Source organism: uncultured Nostoc sp. (assembly GCF_964247315.1).
GTDB lineage: Bacteria > Cyanobacteriota > Cyanobacteriia > Cyanobacteriales > Nostocaceae > Nostoc.
The window spans coordinates 1-18,209 of record NZ_CAXTTT010000007.1; the positions used below are offsets into that span (position 1 = coordinate 1).

Genomic DNA, 18,209 nt, shown 5'->3' on the forward strand with positions numbered 1-18,209 from the left:
TTATTTGTACTACTACGAACTCACCTCTATTTACCACTTTGCCAACATTTAGATGTGCGTTTGCCCTGATTTGGTACTAAATAAAGTTTTATTAAAAAATACTATGTAAGTTTTAACCCGATTTCTGGCTGGTATCACACAGTTTTGCAGTCTTTTTCAAGTTATTTTTTGATCAACCAAGAGTCTTGGGTTATGGTAGTCGGGCAGGAGTAATATGGCAGAACTGGAAATCCCAGAAAAATATAAGCCTGGGTTCAAACAACTCTTAAGCATAGACAGCAAAACTGTAGAAAAATTAATTGATGCTTTGAGACAAGCCTCGCCATCGCTAGTTATTGAGGATTTAGCATCAGTAGTGGCTTCACAGGTTCAGGTTTTGACTGTAGAAGAAGTAGTAGATGTCATAGAAGCCTTAATTTCCTTATACAACTTTCGAGATTATACTGGTGCATCGATAGATGACTTGGTAAAGAGCATTAGTCAGGCTGTTCAGGATGATGAAGAACTTCCAGATATTTCTGACGAACAAAAACAAGAACTTGAGCATCGATTGACTACTTTTTTAGAGTTTGATGGGGTACTTAGTGTTACTTCTAAAGCAATCGAAGTGATACGGGATCATGAACGTCTATTTACACGTTCTCGTGTTCTTTTTGTCACAGAAAAAATTGAGCGTGATTATCCTAACCTCACTGTCTATGGATACAAACTTACCAGTCCAGATACAATTGATTACAACTGTATTGCTTGGGCAGCAGAGGATGATGAAACATGGTGGTGGCCCGATATTCAACATCAGTTTTATTGGCCATTGAGTATTCCCAGAGAGGAAACTATAGAGGCATTTAAAACACTTGGTTATGAAGTTTGTCAAGGTGATGCTTTAGAAGAGGGATTTCAAAGAATAGCAATATATGCTAATTCCAATAAAGTACCAACTCACGTTGCTAGACAACTATTTACTGGTAAATGGACAAGTAAGCTTGGATCACTTGAAGATATAGAGCATAATAATTTACAAGGGCTAACTGGAAATCCTGGTTATGGTAAAATTGTCTGTATTATGAAAAAAATCATTCCAGTGTAGAAAATATTTAGCACTATCTAATTTACTAGGCTAATTAAAAGTCTGAAGTTCATATACTCCTCTGTATTACTTTGCGCTTCCCTCTGTATTCCTCTGCGTTAAAAAATAATTTTTAAAATTAAATCCTTAGACAATACCAAAACAAGTTATAACTATAAAAAATGAGATAATTTTATCACTCTTGCAAGAAGAACCCATAACGCCACCAAAAAAAATAATTTTTAATCCCTCTTATACCCAGCAGAACGGTGCAGCATATTTAGGTAATAGTCTTAAACTTATTAAATTTATTGATGATAATAGTATTAATTTAATTCTTACCTCACCTCCATTTGGTCTGACACGAAAAAAAGAATACGGTAACGAAACTGCGGAAAAATATATTGAGTGGTTCCTACCTTTTGCATCCGAATTGAAAAGAGTACTAGCAGAGAATGGCTTATTCGTACTAGATTTAGGTGGTGCTTACTTACCTGGTAATCCGGTGCGGAGTATCTACCAATAAGAACTTTTAGTAAGATTATGCAAAGAAGTAGGTTTCTTTCTCGCTCAAGAATTTTACCACTATAATCCAGCTCGGCTGCCAAGCCCAGCTGAGTGGGTGACAATCAGACGGATTCGTGTGAAGGACTCAGTAAATACAGTTTGGTGGTTGTCTAAAACACCGAATCCTAAAGCAGATAACAAAAAAGTTTTAAAGCCCTATAGCCAAAGTATGAAACAATTACTCAATAAATGGCTATAAAGCAAAAATATGTCCTAGTGGACATAATATTTCTGATAAATTTCAAAAAGATAACTAAGGTGCAATTTTGTCAAATTTACTAGAAATTGCTAATACTGAATTGAATAGTGCTTATTTAGGACGCTGCAAAACAGCAGAAATTAGACCCCATCCAGCACGTTTTCCTCAAGGGTTCGCCGAGTTCTTCATCAAATTCTTAACTGATGAAGGTGATATAGTATTAGATCCATTTGCAGGTTCTAATACAACGGGCTTTGTTGCTGAAACTTTGCAACGTCGATGGATATCTTTTGAAATTAATGAAAATTATCTAATGAGAAGTCGTTATCGATTTAGCCAATAATTAAATTAAGTAAAGAGTCAGGAGTGAGAAGTTAAAATTTATAACTCATAACTCTTAACTCATAGCTACTCAATTAAATCTCTCCATTTACCTGCATTTGATGAACTTGATCGGCTAGCTCTTGACGACCTCGATCATCTAGTTTATCAATAGCTAACATCCCCATTAGAATAACTTCTTTCAGGGTCAAACGTGTGGAATGTGCCTGTTTTTGCACAATCTCTTTAATAATCGGACTGACACCAATCGCTGTACTAGCTCTAGCCACAGAAGAAAAGGAAACACTAATGATTCAGCCTAAATCTTAGCACTTTCAATGAGGTTATTCTCTAAAGTTAAAACTTAATTTAAGTGTGTTTCAACTCATACTTCAATGAGTAAACATAAATTTCAAATTATGTATAGGTAATTCTCAAATTCTTAGTATGGCAAATCTGATACTTGCTCATTAAGGACACATCATCGTATGATATCAATATTCTCAACAGTTAAACTTTTGCCTATTTCTCCAGAATTTTCACTAAGTCCTCAATCGTCACATTAAAGGTACGAGCTAATTTGTATATAGTAGTAAAGTAAACTGTTGTCGCAAATTACCCCAAAATTGTCAGAAACTTATTTTAGTGACCATGCTTTCACTTGTGCTAGTTATCAAAACTTTAATCTGAACTAATCACATCTTTAATAACTGGTGCATTTGCACTGCTTAATTTGACATGACAAAGTGAAAACTGTCGAAGTACTCCCGTGGCATTCTCGGTCTAGCCAACTCTCAGGCGATCGCGACAATTGACTGAAATCTAGAAACCTAAAATCTGATGGTTATTTCACATACTAGCAATATCAAAAGCAAAAACCTCTGTCCTGAGATCCTTAAAAATCAATCACTAATCGCCAAGTTTGCAAACACTAGTAATATTTGTAATAACTGAGTTAGAAAAAGTAGTGGGCTGATGAAAACAGTGCTTTTAGTAGAAGTATTCTCACAAATAAGATTTGTATACCACCGGGAAAACCGTACTTTAAAGAGATCGTAAATTGTCAAATATAATCTCATGAACACGCTTTACAGAACTATACAGCGTAAATAAGAATAATAACTTAACCGAAGTAAAATTTTCCTGAATACAGGCAACTAATGCCGTGATATGGAAAAGTAGTGAGTAGAGGAGAGAGAAAGCGATGAGGGACCCTTATCTGTTGGCAGCAGGCTTGTTAACAGGATTAGCAATACCAGCATCGGCTCTTCCACATCTGTCAATTGTCCTGCCAGAAAGTTCTAGATTCCTGTGGGATTTAAAACAGGGTTCGCAGACAATAGCCAGTACAAAAATTATCAATAGCGTCGATCTCTCCTTACCAGAACTCAGCGGTCAAGCGTTCCAACCCCTAAAAAGTTCGCAGCCAATAGTAGGTGAGAAAAACGTCTCTAGCGTACCAGAATTCAGCAGTCAGGCATTACCAGTATCAACAGAGTCATCACTCAACCCCAGCGCCCAAGCAACTAGCCTCTTATTGACATCTGGAAATCAACTTTACTACCAAAGATTGGCAGCTCTGAAAACAGGTCAGATTTATACACGCGTAGATAGTGATAATTTGCAATCATTGTGGGAGTCGATCAAGAAACGTCAACTAACTTATGACGACTGGAAAAGTTTATTAGCTTTAGAAGCTAGAGCGATCGCTCAAGGTCAAGGAGCCAATCATCTAAGTATTTTAGTTGGTGATTCTTTGAGTATGTGGTTTCCCAGAGAAAAACTGCCTGCTGGGAAGTTGTGGCTGAATCAAGGCATATCTGGAGATACTTCTAGTGGCGTTTTAAAAAGATTGGGAGCATTTTCGGCAACGCGGCCAGATGTAATTTACATCATGGCTGGGATTAACGACTTACGAAAAGGCGCTACTGATGAAACAATTTTGCGTAATTATCGCCGAATTGTCCGTCGTTTACGGCAGGCTCACCCCCAAGCTCAAATCATTGTCCAATCAATTTTGCCTACTCGTCTAGCAAAAATTTCCAATAGCCGCATTCGTCACATCAACATCCAACTAACCGTGATTGCTAAACAAGAAGGTGCTAATTATCTCAATATTTATAGCTGGTTTACGGATATGGAAGGCAATTTGCGTCCAGAGTTGACCACAGATGGGTTGCACCTGTCTCAAGAGGGATATGATGTGTGGCGAACGGCACTACAGCAGATAGAATACAAGCTCACTCAGCTTGAGAATTGAGCAATCGCTTTGCCGACACTTGGAGCGATGTCTAAGGGCGGGCTGCGCCTACGCAATTTTTAAATTTATGGAAGTTCCTGATATCGATGCCATCAACATACGTTCTGTAATTGAATACCAATTGGCAGCTTTTAAAAAAGATGATGCCCAAAGTGCTTTTACCTATGCTAGTCCGGCGATTCAGGCGCAATTCAGAACCCCAGAAAATTTTATGCAGATGGTAAAGACAAGCTATGCAGCAGTATATCGTCCTCGTTCTGTCTTTTTTGAGAAGATAACAACCATCCAGGGAAATATAACTCAACCAGTCCTGCTACTTGCTCCTGATGGAGTTCCCTTGAGGGCTTTATATTTTATGGAAAAACAGCCCAATAATATCTGGAGAATTAACGGTTGCTTCCTAGTTTCTCTAGAAGATAAATAAACTCTATATTTATACAACTAAAATCCTATACTTTAACGCCCAAGGCTTCCCTATTTAAAACCTGATTCAACTTACCGCTACGATAACCTTCTAAATCTAAGGTTACGTAGATAAATCCAAAATCTTGAAATGCCGAAACTAACGTTTGTAAATCGTTAGTCAACACAAACTCTTTGATTTGTTCTGGTGGTAATTCAATACGTGCTGTATCCCCTTGGGATCGCACGCGCAAATTTTGCCAACCTAGCTTTCTTAAGAAAATTTCTCCTCTACCGACTCGTTGCAACTTAGCGACAGTAATCTCTTCACCGTAAGGAAACCGGGAACTGAGACAAGGTTGAGCAGGTTTATCCCACCAAGGTAAATCGAGTTGTTGCGAAAGTTGGCGAACTTCTACTTTGGTGACACCCACTTCTGCTAAAGGCGATCGCGCCCCTCTTTCTTTCGCTGCCTGAATTCCTGGGCGATAATCATGCAAATCATCAGCATTTACGCCATCCACTACATAGGGATAACCCAACTGTAAAGCTAAAGGTTTGAGAGTGTCGTGCAACTCACTTTTGCAAAAATAACAGCGATTAACAGGGTTAGAGGTGTAATTGGGATTTTCCATCTCGTGAGTCTGGACGATTTTATAAGGAATCCCGATAGTTGCAGCTTGGATTTTCGCGTCTTCCAACTCTTCTGGCAACAGCGAAGGAGAAACAGCCGTGACAGCCAAAGCGCGATCGCCCAACATATCATAAGCAATTTTGGCAACCAAAGTGCTATCAACGCCCCCAGAGTAGGCAATCAACGCCTGCTCCATTTCTCTAAATAAGGCTCTTAATTGCTCAAATTTTTCTGTCAGCATCATTTCCCAATCCTGCCAAAACCCTATAGCACCCAATCATTTATATTGTAGTCATTAGTTATGGGGCATTGGGCATAGTTTCTTCTTGTCTCCCTCACTCCCCACTCCCCACTCCCCACTCCCCATCAACCAAGGTTGGTGCTTGACTGTACTTGGCCACCAGACTGGCTAAAAGCGGTAAATCAATCGGTTTAGAAATATAGTCATTTACTCCAGCTGCTAGACAGGTTTCGCGATCGCCTTTCATCGCCATTGCTGTTTGAACAATTACCGGAATCGTCCGATATTGCTGATGTTCTCGCAGTTGTTGCACCAAGTTAAGACCATTTCCATCTGCCAGAAAAACATCCATTAAAATTACCGCTGGATCTAACTGTGTTAGAGCTTCCCACATCTCATCAGCATTTTTAACCCAAGTCACCTGATATCCCAATTTACTTAGATAAATTTGTATCAAGTCAGCATTGGGTAAATCATTTTCTACCAGCAAAATTTCTCTAGAAGAACTAGGTGTCAAAGGCTGAGGAGATGAGGAAAATTTTGCTTCCCCTGCTTCCTGTACTCTTCCCACTCCCGCCTCTTGGTTAAGGGGAAGTATGAGGGTAAAACGGGAGCCGCGATCTATTTCAGATTCCACTTTCACAGAACCACCGTGAATTTGGGCGAGTTTTTGAGTCAGTGCTAAACCCAAACCAGTACCTTCAACACCATCAGCCTTGGCAATTTGAAAATAGCGTTGAAACAGTTGAACTTGGTCTTCTTGGGAAATGCCAGTGCCAGTATCCCAAACTGTAAAATGCACAAATACACCTTCAAGAACAACCTCTAAGCCAACACTTCCTTCACTGGTGAACTTTAGGGCATTCAAGAGTAAATTCAACAGCATTTGCTTGAGTCGCAAATCATCAGCTACTAGGGTTGTAATATCGGGGTCAATTTCTAGACGTAGGTTTAAACCCTTATCAGCAGCTTTCTCTTTCACTAGTGCGAAAACACTGTCACATACGAATGTTACATCTAGTATTTCCCACTTCACTGCTAGCTGATTTGCTTCAATTTTAGAAAGATCCAAAATATCATTAATCAGAGCTAGCAAGTGCTTGCCACTAGACTGAATGATATTTAAATAGTTTCGCTGGCTTTCTTTAGTTGGTTCAAACCCTGGGGTTAAAAGCATGTAAACTGGCACAGTAATACAATTAAGCAGTGTGCGAATTTCATGGCTGGTATTTGCTAAAAACTGATTTTTCAGTTGATTGGTGCGCTCTAATTCTTGATTAGAGTTACTTAACTGTTGATATTGTTGCTGCCAAGATAAGATATGTCTAAGTTGTACCAAGGCTGTAGTACAGTACTTCGCAGACCTTGCCATCAATTGCGATCTGAGTTGAGCTTGTGATTCTATGCGTGACTCACGATCAGAGCTTAGGGGCGCTGTGGCGATAATTAGCCAGCCCATAACGCTGCCAGAATCATCAGCTAACCGCCAAGCGCTTGGTAGTTGTTGATTCTCAAGCTGTTGCAAATCTTGAAGTTTTATGACCTCTTGCAACCTCAATAGCAGCTTTTTTTCTGCTGTCAGCACTTCTAGAAATAAAGGCGGTGAATTTGGGGATGGAGAACGAGAAACATAGCAAACTGTGGCAACAGTTTCTTGTGGTTGGCACATAGCGATGCCTACGGCACATTCTGTAAGTGCCAGACTACTACTGTGAACAGCACTGTTAATCTCGTTAACCACGGTTTGGAAAATTTCCGCTTGTGCGGCTTCTGTCTGTGGGACAGTGTTACAAGCAGAAAGCAAGCAATCATTAAGACGACTTTGCAACTGGTTTAAGCTGCTCTCCAGCCACAGCTGCGCGCGAAGTTGCTCAATTGTTGTCAAAAGTTTTGGCGTTGCATCTATCAGTGAGTTCTGGTCTGGTAAGCTTGAGTACTGCTGCATGGTCAACTAGACCGCTGAACAAGTTTAGCTACGCATAAAAATCCCAACAGGATTTTATGTATATTAGCGGACAATTCTTTTTTATTTATAAACGATAACTTATGTTGTTATAAACCATAACTTATGATGTCGAGTTTAGCAGCTAGTCCAAAAAAAAATTATTGTATGAACCACTAACCTAAAATTTTTTAAACGCAACTTAAGACTTATGGATGCACAATTCGCCCAACTAATCGTTAATGGGATTGCGGTGGGGAGTATTATTGCTCTAGCCGCAGTCGGACTGACTCTTACTTATGGAATTTTACGGCTATCTAACTTTGCTCATGGTGACTTTCTCACTTTAGGAGCCTATCTGACTTGGCTAATAAACACCGTTGGAGTCAATATTTGGCTGTCGATGATCCTAGCGGCGGCGGGAACAGTAGCAGCAATGCTGTTATCAGAAAAGTTACTATGGTCAAAAATGCGCTCTATCCGTGCTACTTCCACTACGCTGATTATTATTTCTATCGGACTTGCCTTATTTCTTCGCAATGGAATTATCTTTATCTGGGGCGGCAAGAACCAAAATTATAATTTACCTGTTACTCCGGCTTTAGATATTTTGGGTTTAAAGATACCGCAAAATCAATTATTAGTATTAGGGTTGGCGGTGCTAGCAATTTTGGCGCTGCATTACCTGCTGCAAAATACCAAAATTGGTAAAGCGATGCGAGCAGTTGCCGACGATCTGGACTTAGCCAGGGTTTCAGGTATCAATGTTGACCGAGTAATTTTCTGGACTTGGCTAATAGCTGGCACTCTTACATCATTGGGTGGCAGTATGTATGGGTTAATTACAGCCGTGCGCCCGAATATGGGATGGTTCTTAATATTACCATTATTTGCCTCGGTAATTCTTGGTGGGATTGGCAACCCCTATGGTGCGATCGCAGCAGCTTTTATCATTGGCATCGTCCAGGAAGTCAGCACTCCTTGGCTGGGTTCACAGTATAAACAAGGTGTTGCACTGTTGATCATGATTTTGGTGCTGCTCATTCGTCCCAAAGGTTTATTCAAAGGAACGATTTAAGCAGCACCATTCCACTTCTAACTATTGAATAATGTGGAAATAGTAGGCTGCTACCAGGAAATTAATAGCTAACAACAACAGTGCCCACCCTGTGCGAAAGGCGTAGGGAGGTTTAGCGCCGCTGTCGGCAACTGGGGAATTCTTAGCTTTAGCAGTCATAATGCGATTCTCCTTATGTCATGACTTTTTAAGAAATACCAAACTGGCGTACCAAATACTCAAATTCTTTAAGAATATTTGTGTGAAGTTAAGAATTGGGCACAACAGTTCCGAGTTCCAAGTTCCGAGTTCTGAGTAAAGAAGTAAGATTTCCCACTCAGCACTCAGCACTCAGCACTCAGTACTACTACTTCCCCACTCCCTCCTCTCCAGCATGATAGGAACTGCGAACCAGAGGCCCAGAACGAACATGGTTGAATCCCATTTCCCATGCTAATCTGCCGAGTTGATCGAATTCCTCTGGAGTCCAATATTTTTGGACTGGCAAATGTTCTAGAGAAGGACGCATATACTGCCCAATAGTCAAGCGATCGCACCCCACAGTCCTTAAATCAGCCATTGCTTCAATGACTTCATCAAGTGTTTCTCCGTGTCCCAGCATCAAACCTGATTTGGTGGGAATTGTCGAATCGATTTCTTTAACCGTAGCCAGCACCAAGAGCGAGCGATCGTACTTGGCTCCCCGGCGCACTGGGCCAGTTAACCGTTGCACTGTCTCAATATTGTGATTGAAACAAGCTGGTTTGGCTTTGACAATCATCGCTATCCGCTGGCGTTGACCTAACTCTCCAACACCAGCACCACCCCAAAAATCTGGGGTCAGCACTTCAATTTGAGTCTCTGGGTTCAATTGGCGGATAGTCGCGATCGTCTTCACAAAGTGCCCTGCCCCCTGATCGGGCAAGTCATCACGGGCTACAGAAGTCAGCACCACATAACGCAATCCCAAAAGCTGCACCGCCTGTGCTACCTTTTGAGGTTCATCTAAATCAAGAGGCATCGGTGCATGGCCTTTATCTACTTGACAAAAAGCACAAGAGCGTGTACACGTAGGCCCCATTAGTAAGAAAGTTGCAATTTTTTGAGCATAGCACTCTCCCCGGTTGGGACAGCGTCCTTCTTCGCAAATTGTGTGAATTTGGCGCTGCTTAATAATGCGTTGTACGGTAGAGATTTCACTGGCTTTGCCAATTGGGCGACGTAGCCAGTTAGGCATTGCCGTAATTTCAGACTTTAGGTCGGCTTGTTGTGACGAAATCATAGACATCCCAGCAAGATGCGGATATAGATGTAGTGGTCTGTTGATTAAATATCACCATGACACAAATTGAAAAGAGCGCGAGCAAAAGTTTTGCAAAACACCTCTAGCAATGTCATTTATACCGAAATATACTATCCCCCAATTGCTAGAAATTATGTATATAGTGGGAGGATTCTCAAGGACAATCGGCAAAGCCGCTATTTACACTTATAGTTTCTGTTAGAGCAAACAGTCGTGGCAAGCAACAAGATTTTAGTTATCGATGACACTACAGTTGTCAGGGTAAAAGTACGAGAAATGTTGCCTCCGGGCAATTTTGAGGTACTGGAAGCAAAAGACGGTGTGGAAGGACTAAATTTCATCCTTCAGGAAAAACTCAGTCTGATTATGCTGGATTTCCTGTTGCCTAAAATGAGTGGCTGGGAAGTTTTCCAGAAAGTTCAAGCCGATCCGGAACTAAGGAAAATTCCTTTAGTGATCATGTCTGGTCGCAAGGAAGAGGTGACTGAGAAAATCACAGAACCATTTGAATATTTTGAATTTTTGGGCAAGCCTTTTGATCAGAAACAACTAATTGGCGCGATTAAGTTAGCTATGGCTAAGGCGAAACAGCCACGTCCAGAACTAGTTTCAGTAGGAACAGGAGTTTCCGTAAAAAATGGTACATCATCAACCTCTGATGTCACCAATAGTACGGTAGTAGCCCCTAGCGTCGCAATTCCTAGTGTCACAATCCCCAGCATCGCAACCCCTAGCGTCGCAACCCCCAGTACTGGGGGAGTCTCCGAGGCAGAAATTAATGCATTGAATGAGAAAATTGTCAAAATGCAAGCAGAAATTGATGGTTTGAAGAAACAGCTAACTCAGGTTGTGACTTTTATTAAACAAAAAATCAAGTAGTATTTGTGCTCGTTATTATTATCGCAGCCAAAAATACACCATCTATACTGGTGTCCGATTAAAAGCGGATAAAAATAGTTAGTTCAAAAACACTTATGTTGACAAATCATCATTATTTAGTGAGGTACAGCTTTACCTTAGCCTGGTAAAGCTGTACTTTATCTTCCCTCTTCGTAAGTTCAAAGAGGGGTTGTGGTTGAGGTTTTGATATTTACTTAACTTGATGAGAAAACGCTACAGCTCAAGATTCAGATATTTAGTAAGAAAAATATATTAAAAGTCATATTTTCTAATACAAATTAAACAAAAAAATCCTATTTCATGATGAGGATAGTCTTTGCGCGGGAATAATAAGCCATAGAAACAATAATTATGAGCATAGTCCGCAATGTTAGTAGTATTGGATACATTATATTCGTTTCTTGGCTATCGCATTACTGAACAAATCTACTCAGGCAGTAAAACCCTGGTTTATCGGGGTATTAGAGAAGAAGACCAAAAATCAGTCGTTCTCAAATTGATGCGGAATGAATATCCTACCTTTACGGAAATAGCTCAGTTCCGAAATCAATATATCATCACCAAAAACCTCGATCTTCCTGGCATAGTCAAAACCTATAGCTTAGAAAATTACCGTAACAGCTATGTCTTAGTGATAGAAGATTTTGGCGGTATTTCCCTACAAAACTGGCGAATAGAGGACAAGGTAAAAAAGGAAAACTGGCTTTCCCTGAAGGAGTTTTTCCACATTGCGATTAAAATTGCTTCTACCCTAGAAAGACTACATCGCGATCGCATCATTCACAAAGATATCAAGCCTGCCAACATCCTCATCAACCCTACCACAAATGAAATCAAACTCATCGACTTTAGTATTGCCACCCTTCTGCCAAGAGAAATTCAATTTCTCACGAATCCCAACATCTTAGAAGGTACTCTGGCTTACATTTCCCCAGAACAAACCGGAAGGATGAACCGAGGTATTGACTACCGCACTGATTTTTATTCCCTCGGTGTCACCTTCTTTCAGCTCCTCACTGGACAGTTACCCTTCACCAGCAAAGATCCGACAGAGTTAGTTTATTCACACATTGCCAAACAACCGCTAAGAGCCAGTCGGATTAACTCCAATATTCCGCCAATTTTGTCTGACATCATCAGCAAACTGATGGCAAAAAATGCCGAAGACCGCTATCAGAGTGCTTGGGGGTTAAAGCATGACTTGGAGACGTGCCAAAGCCAATGGCAAGAAACAGGAAATATTGCACCCTTTGAACTCGGTGTGAGAGACATCTCAGACCGTTTCGTAATCCCCGAAAAACTCTACGGTCGCCAAAGTGAAGTTGAAACCCTACTCGCTGCTTTTAAGCGTGTAACAGATGGGGCAACAGAAATGATATTAGTCGCAGGTTTCTCTGGCATTGGCAAAACTGCCGCGATCAATGAAGTCCACAAACCTATTGTGCGGCAGCGTAGTTACTTCATTAAAGGCAAATTTGACCGCAATATCACTAGAGAATGCTATTCTTTATAAAAATTTAGCACAAGCTAAAGAAAGCTTGGAAGAATACAACCATACTCTAGAGGGAAAAGTTCAGGAAAGAACCCAAGAACTCAACGACAAAAATCACTGTTTACAACAAGCTTTACAAGAATTGCAACGTACCCAAATTCAATTGATTCAAAGTGAAAAAATGTCTTCTTTGGGACAAATGGTGGCGGGAATTGCTCATGAAATAAATAACCCTATTAACTTTATTCATGGCAATATTAATCATGCTAGTGAGTATGTCCAAGACTTGCTAGATTTGATAGTTATTTATCAGCAAGAATATCCCCTTGCTTCGCCTTTAGTTGAGGAAAAAACTGAGGAGATTGACATAGATTTTTTAGCAGAAGATTTGCCAAAGATTCTAGATTCAATGAAAGTGGGGAGTTCGCGTATCCGAAATATTGTTTTGGGCTTACGCAACTTTTCTCGCCTAGATGAATCTGAGATGAAGCCTGTAGATGTTCATGAGGGAATAGACAACACCTTAATGATTTTGCAGCACCGACTTAAAGAAAAGAGCAATTTTCCAGAAATTGAAATCATCAAAGAATACGGTAAATTACCGGAAGTTATCTGTTACCCTGGTCAACTTAATCAGGTGTTTATGAATATCCTAAGTAATGCGATTGATGCTTTAGAAGAGTCATTTGTCATTAATCATCCATCATTGGTAAATAACAAAGAACAAATAACAAAGGACATAGATGCATCAGCGGCTTCTCATAAGGTAGGAAAAATTCACATCTTTACTGAATTAATAGATTCTAATACGGCGAGAATTCGGATTGCCGATAACGGTTCTGGTATGACAAAAGCGGTGCAGCAGAAAATATTTGATCCATTTTTTACCACCAAGTCTGTAGGAAGTGGCACGGGGTTGGGGTTGTCGATTAGCTATCAGATTATTGTGGATAAACACAAGGGTAGTTTAACCTGTGATTCTATGCCAAAAGAGGGGACTGAGTTTACTATTGAGATACCGATGCAACAGTTAGAGGGCTAGATTAGTAATCTGTCAAGCCCAAATCTAAGAGTGCTAAAAACCCAATTTGTCCCAAAAACTGGGTTTCTAATATTCATTAAAATCGCTCTGACAGATTACTAAAAGACGGGTGTAGTTGTCATATTCACTTGAGACTCTTCACGCACGTGTCGTCCTGTAACTACCATCTTGACTCCATTAGCAGGCGCAAGTGCAAAACCTCGACGTTGAGGATGCTCTGGCCGCTTACCAGCTAGAGCAAGTTGATAGCTTGACAGTACTTTTGCTAATACTAGCTTCATTTCAAACATAGCCAAAGCTTCACCAATACAGCGACGAACTCCACCACCAAAGGGCAAGAATTCATAGGCAGAAAATTCGTGTTCTATAAACCGTTCTGGTTTAAATTGCTGAGGCTGGGGATATAAATCCTCACGCTGATGAGTCAGGTAAATACTGGGAACTAGTAACGTTCCAGAAGCTAAAGGATGTCCTAGTAGTTCACAGGGTTCTTGGACTATCCTGGGGAATGCGAACATTGCGATCGGGTGAATTCGCAAAGTTTCATTACAAACAGCTGTGAGATAAGGTAGTTGGAAAATGCTCATGGGATCTGGGGAATCACCGAGAGAATCAAGTTCTTGAAGCAATTTCTCTCGGACTTTCGGTAAATGATGAATCCAATACAATCCCCAAGCCATTGCTGTTGCCACTGTTTCATGTCCTGCTACCATCAGTGTCATCAAATCATCACGCAACTCTTGATCTGTCATCGGATTACCCGCTTCATCCCGCGCTAACATCAGCAAGGATAAAATATCGATGCGATCTGGATTGGGTTCTTCCCGGCGTTGGGCAATTTCAGCGTAAAGCAATTCATAAATTTGTTGCCGTTGACGTAGAAACCATCCCCAAGGACTCCAAGCTCCTAAATCTTGTTGCAGGAAAGGGAAAAAAAGGAAGCTAGAAGTAAAGGGTGAGCTAAAGAGATCGAGAAGCAACGCCATTAAGTGTTTGATTTTGTCGTAACGTGCTCCTTTATGCAAGCCAAAGACAGCTTGTAAAATGATTTGCAGAGAAATTTCCTGCATTGTAGTACGAGCTAAGAAGGGCTGATTTAGCGGTAACTGACTAAAGACTTGTTCGGTGAGATTAGAAATCAAAGAACCGTAGGCTCGCATTCTGTTGCCATGAAAGGAAGGCATTGTGAGTTGTCGCCGCCGTTTATGGCGTTCACCGTTCAGCATCAGGAGTGAATATTCCCCAGCTAAGGGTTCAAATATTCTGTTCACTTTCCCAACGAATAGAAACTTCTTCCGATCGTTAGTGAAAATTTCCTTAATTGCTTGAGGATGGTTCACGAAAACCACAGTCTCCCCAAAACCTATTACTTCAGCAGTAAAAATGTCAGGATATTGCTGAACTGCATTTTCCATAAAACTAACGGGGTTTGCAACCCACTGGATTTTCTGGATTAAAGAGGGAATTTTTAGTGGATTAGGTAGTTGCATTTGATTTTTCATACTGAAATTGCGTTATTGCAGGAAGCAGGAGGTAAAAACATTACTCTTCCTGACATTCACGCTTGTCATTATGTCCTAACCTACATGACTACGGCTATACTTTTGTATTGTTAGTTATGGAGTAATATTGATTAACTTTGAAGCAGTAAAATTTTAGATGCTCCTAACCACTCTTTATCAAAATCGTTGGGAGCATCGTGAAAAATCTTCGCTGAGATAGTATAGTTTTCCTTATGATGGTAATAAAACTTTCATGTTTGAAAGTACTTGCATATTGCTTTGAGATTTATCTAGCTCCAAGGTTTCTACTAATTCTAGCCTTTCTATAGTTTGATAGCGATCGGAATTAAAGTACCAATCGAGATTGCCGCGTATCCAGGCATACATTCCTGATATATACTTTGCAAGTTCAGCATCTACTTCTTCTCCAAAAGATGGCAGACATGCTTCTAATTCGATCAGTTCTCGTACTTCTCGATCGTGGATATCGACTGCACACTTAATCGCTATTTCTAGAGATAGTTGCTGTTGATAGTGCAATACTAATACTAGATTGTGAACATCACCACTTGCCATTTCTCTAGAATACGAGAAGAGATCATTACACCAGGCAAGAATATTAATTGTCTTCTCCTTGAGTTTTTTGAAGATGTCGTGCTGTCGTAAAATATCAGGAATCAGCAATTGATCGCAAAATTCAATCAACACTACGGTAAGATCCCCCGCCGAACTTAAGTTCCGTATTCTGATATAAGTATCAATATCCGGTATAATTCCCTGTGCGCGGTTACTTGCTTCCTGTACACATCCGGCGAAGTATTCCTCAAAGCTAAAAACAAAATGATGGAACCATTTTATGCTTCCTATCTGAAGCATCCGTTGTCGTAGGTCACTTAAAGCATAGCTAAGGTGTATATCGTTGCTTGTAAGTTCTGCTCCATTTAGTACTTCAATAAATCTTTGGTGAAAAAGCTTGAGTGCTTCAGGTTGTTGGCCTAAATCTGACATATCACATTGATCATCCCAAATAAACAGCCAACTGAACAAATCACTGGCAATCTTGATTTTTTCTAGATCGCAGTAAGGATAAGCGCCTGCTACTAGCTTAAAAAAATTTGACTTGATGAAACGTCGGTAAACTGATTGATTTGCCAGTAGGTTAAAACGAATTACCCATTCTAGAGCATACTCTTCTAAAACATCAACATGTTTATTGATATGGGCTGAAAATGGGCAATATAAATCAGAGGAAAGTAGTTCCTTCATAAAAATATATTAGTTAGAAGTAACAAACATTAATTACAGGAGAACAAAATCAAGAGACTCAAAGAAAGCCTATGAAAATTTTTTGAAAAAACTCAGATCGCTAGAACACAACATGTTATACAGTGTGTAAATTATATTTACGTCACTGTAGTGGTGTGTAAATCTATATGAGTGTTTTCAAACTTAACTAATATTGTTGAATGTTTTAAAAAAAAAACTAACCGTAATTATCTGTAACTATATTTATTTTTTAAATTTTGATAAAAATATAGTTAAATGTATAAAGATTCATGATAAATACTGTTGACTAACTGAAAAGATTAACTTAGGGTATCAAAAATATTATTCTTAGTTAGCGCTAATTTTCTAAAAAACAAGGGTAATAATAAGTAATTTTATAGCGATCGCCTTTATAAAAGAGGATTTTGAACTTTGGTGAAAATTAAAATTGGTGATTGATGTCCATTAGCGATCGCCCCAGCAAAAAGCTGTAGGCAATTTAGTCTGAGAATGTTGCTGTTATCAGAGTTTTTGGGAACTATAGGGTTGTCAGACAATAGATTTGCAGTCAGTCTGCCAATAAAATAGAGGTGACTTAGCTGCGATCGCAGAGCAAATAGGGAATAACTAACAATGAATAAAACTAATTTAAATATATGAATGAAAAACCAGATATGAAAATGCTTTATAACCCAAAAGATAGTTTAATCTTAGTGGTAGATGATACTACTACTAATTTAGAAATTGTCTTTAATATATTAAATAATGTAGGTTTTAAAGTTATCACAGAAAATAATGGAGAAAAAGCAATTAAACAGGTTGAATCTAGACTACCCGATTTAATTTTATTAGATGTCATGATGCCGGGGATAGATGGATTTGAAACCTGTAAAAAGCTAAAAAATAACTCAGAAACCTGTGATATTCCCATAATTTTTATGACGGCTAATTCTGATACTGATAGTAAAGTAAAGGGTCTAAATATAGGGGCAGTTGATTACATTACTAAACCCTTTCATGCAGAAGAACTATTAGCTAGAATTAAAACCCATCTGCAATTACGAAATCTCACAAAAACTTTAGAAAAACGAGTTGTAGAAAGGACAGCAGCTTTGTCTAGGGCATTAAAAGACCTACAAGAGTCTCAACTCCAGCTTGTGCAGACAGAAAAAATGTCTGCCCTTGGGCAATTAGTAGCAGGAGTTGCTCATGAAATTAATAATCCAGTTGGTTTCATTCATGGCAATCTTGGACACGCTTCAGTATATTTCCAAGACATGATTAACATTATTGACCTCTATCAGCAGCACTATCCTAATCCAGTTTCAGAAATTCAAGAGGAAATTGCAGCGATAGATTTGAAGTATATACTTGCCGATCTACCTAATTTAATTTCCTCAATGAAAGAAGGAGTTCAGCGCATTCGCAACATTAGTACCAGCTTGAGAACCTTTTATCGAGCAGATAGCGATCGCAAAGTTTCTTGCAATATTCATGATGGCATAGATAGTACAATTATGATTCTCAAACACCGTTTAAAAGCATCCGAAGCTCGACCCGATATTCAAGTAATTAGAGATTACGATATATTGCCAGAATTAGAATGTTTTATCGGACAGCTAAATCAGGTATTTATGAATTTATTAGCTAATGCTATTGATGCTTTAGAGGAGTCGAATGTAGGACTTAACTATATGGAGATTGAAGCAAATCCTAATCAAATTTTGATTAAAACTACTCTTACTGAAGATAAATATATCTTGATTAAGATTAAAGATAATGGCATAGGAATGTGTGCTGATATCCAAAAAAAAATCTTTGACTATTTATTCACCACCAAGCCTGTGGGTCAAGGTACAGGATTAGGGTTATCAATTGCCCGTCAAATTGTTGTTGAAAAACATGGAGGAACTCTAGAGGTAAATTCATCAATAGGGCAAGGTTCAGAGTTTATCATTAAACTTCCCATTTAATAATTATAGTAAGTTACGTTTATCAACATAATAAATAAATGT

At 39.4% G+C, this 18,209-nt stretch carries 14 protein-coding genes and 3 pseudogenes; 9 read left to right on the forward strand and 8 right to left on the reverse strand.

The features are described 5' to 3' along the window. The first annotated feature begins 214 nt into the window (after nucleotides 1-214). Together ACFE93_RS03790 and ACFE93_RS03795 are read left to right on the forward strand one after the other, a co-directional pair. Nucleotides 215-1,087: a hypothetical protein gene (locus ACFE93_RS03790; RefSeq protein WP_375472088.1), complete on the forward strand. Its 873-nt coding sequence runs from the start codon at nucleotides 215-217 to the stop codon at nucleotides 1,085-1,087. Between the two features lie 181 nt (nucleotides 1,088-1,268). Next, nucleotides 1,269-2,175 (forward strand): annotated as a pseudogene (locus tag ACFE93_RS03795) (DNA-methyltransferase). A 73-nt stretch (nucleotides 2,176-2,248) separates the two neighbouring features. Here ACFE93_RS03795 and ACFE93_RS03800 read toward each other — a convergent pair. Then, nucleotides 2,249-2,443, reverse strand: coding sequence for a hypothetical protein (locus ACFE93_RS03800; protein WP_292740248.1), 195 nt, complete (start codon nucleotides 2,441-2,443; stop codon nucleotides 2,249-2,251). A 232-nt stretch (nucleotides 2,444-2,675) separates the two neighbouring features. Continuing rightward, a pseudogene (locus tag ACFE93_RS03805) lies at nucleotides 2,676-2,753 on the reverse strand (hypothetical protein); the annotation flags it as partial. A 604-nt stretch (nucleotides 2,754-3,357) separates the two neighbouring features. Between ACFE93_RS03805 and ACFE93_RS03810 the strand changes: the two are divergent. Continuing rightward, nucleotides 3,358-4,413: an SGNH/GDSL hydrolase family protein gene (locus tag ACFE93_RS03810; RefSeq protein ID WP_375472089.1), complete on the forward strand. Its 1,056-nt coding sequence runs from the start codon at nucleotides 3,358-3,360 to the stop codon at nucleotides 4,411-4,413. Nucleotides 4,414-4,480: 67 nt separating this feature from the next. Further along, nucleotides 4,481-4,837, forward strand: a complete 357-nt coding sequence (locus ACFE93_RS03815; RefSeq protein WP_375472090.1) for a DUF4864 domain-containing protein — start codon at nucleotides 4,481-4,483, stop codon at nucleotides 4,835-4,837. A gap of 25 nt (nucleotides 4,838-4,862) precedes the next feature. Here the strand turns inward: ACFE93_RS03815 and larE are convergent, their stop codons facing one another. Both larE and hrmK read right to left on the reverse strand, forming a co-directional pair. Further along, nucleotides 4,863-5,690, reverse strand: coding sequence for an ATP-dependent sacrificial sulfur transferase LarE (gene larE / locus ACFE93_RS03820; protein ID WP_375472146.1), 828 nt, complete (start codon nucleotides 5,688-5,690; stop codon nucleotides 4,863-4,865). Between the two features lie 94 nt (nucleotides 5,691-5,784). Continuing rightward, nucleotides 5,785-7,635 (reverse strand): hybrid histidine kinase/response regulator HrmK, encoded by a 1,851-nt coding sequence (gene hrmK, locus ACFE93_RS03825; protein WP_375472091.1) that lies wholly within the window; start codon nucleotides 7,633-7,635, stop codon nucleotides 5,785-5,787. Nucleotides 7,636-7,843: 208 nt separating this feature from the next. Here hrmK and ACFE93_RS03830 point away from each other — a divergent pair, with 208 nt between their 5' ends. Next, on the forward strand, nucleotides 7,844-8,710 hold the full coding sequence (locus tag ACFE93_RS03830; RefSeq protein WP_375472092.1) for a branched-chain amino acid ABC transporter permease: 867 nt from the start codon (nucleotides 7,844-7,846) through the stop codon (nucleotides 8,708-8,710). 21 nt (nucleotides 8,711-8,731) lie between these two features. Here the strand turns inward: ACFE93_RS03830 and ACFE93_RS03835 are convergent, their stop codons facing one another. Continuing rightward, a complete protein-coding gene (locus ACFE93_RS03835; RefSeq protein WP_104907558.1) occupies nucleotides 8,732-8,869 on the reverse strand; it encodes a photosystem I protein PsaX in 138 nt (45 codons plus the stop codon). Between the two features lie 187 nt (nucleotides 8,870-9,056). Then, a complete protein-coding gene (lipA, locus tag ACFE93_RS03840; protein ID WP_375472093.1) occupies nucleotides 9,057-9,971 on the reverse strand; it encodes a lipoyl synthase in 915 nt (304 codons plus the stop codon). A 234-nt stretch (nucleotides 9,972-10,205) separates the two neighbouring features. On the opposite strand from lipA, the gene ACFE93_RS03845 reads away from it, so the two are divergent. The 3 genes and pseudogenes from ACFE93_RS03845 (at nucleotide 10,206) to ACFE93_RS03855 (ending at nucleotide 13,426) form a co-directional block, all read left to right on the forward strand. Further along, nucleotides 10,206-10,871 carry a response regulator gene (locus tag ACFE93_RS03845; protein ID WP_375472094.1) on the forward strand — a complete coding sequence of 222 codons (666 nt, stop codon included), beginning with the start codon at nucleotides 10,206-10,208 and terminating at the stop codon, nucleotides 10,869-10,871. 388 nt (nucleotides 10,872-11,259) lie between these two features. Continuing rightward, nucleotides 11,260-12,375, forward strand: a pseudogene (locus tag ACFE93_RS03850) (protein kinase); the annotation flags it as partial. Nucleotide 12,376: 1 nt separating this feature from the next. After that, the gene (locus tag ACFE93_RS03855) at nucleotides 12,377-13,426 is read left to right on the forward strand and encodes a sensor histidine kinase (RefSeq protein WP_375472147.1); all 1,050 of its coding nucleotides are present in this window, start codon (nucleotides 12,377-12,379) and stop codon (nucleotides 13,424-13,426) included. 98 nt (nucleotides 13,427-13,524) lie between these two features. On the opposite strand, the gene ACFE93_RS03860 is transcribed toward ACFE93_RS03855, so the two are convergent. Continuing rightward, nucleotides 13,525-14,916: a cytochrome P450 gene (locus ACFE93_RS03860; RefSeq protein ID WP_375472148.1), complete on the reverse strand. Its 1,392-nt coding sequence runs from the start codon at nucleotides 14,914-14,916 to the stop codon at nucleotides 13,525-13,527. A gap of 243 nt (nucleotides 14,917-15,159) precedes the next feature. Beyond that, nucleotides 15,160-16,194, reverse strand: a complete 1,035-nt coding sequence (locus ACFE93_RS03865; protein WP_375472095.1) for a terpene synthase — start codon at nucleotides 16,192-16,194, stop codon at nucleotides 15,160-15,162. 656 nt (nucleotides 16,195-16,850) lie between these two features. On the opposite strand from ACFE93_RS03865, the gene ACFE93_RS03870 reads away from it, so the two are divergent. After that, nucleotides 16,851-18,167 carry a response regulator gene (locus tag ACFE93_RS03870; protein WP_375472096.1) on the forward strand — a complete coding sequence of 439 codons (1,317 nt, stop codon included), beginning with the start codon at nucleotides 16,851-16,853 and terminating at the stop codon, nucleotides 18,165-18,167. Nucleotides 18,168-18,209 lie beyond the last annotated feature (42 nt).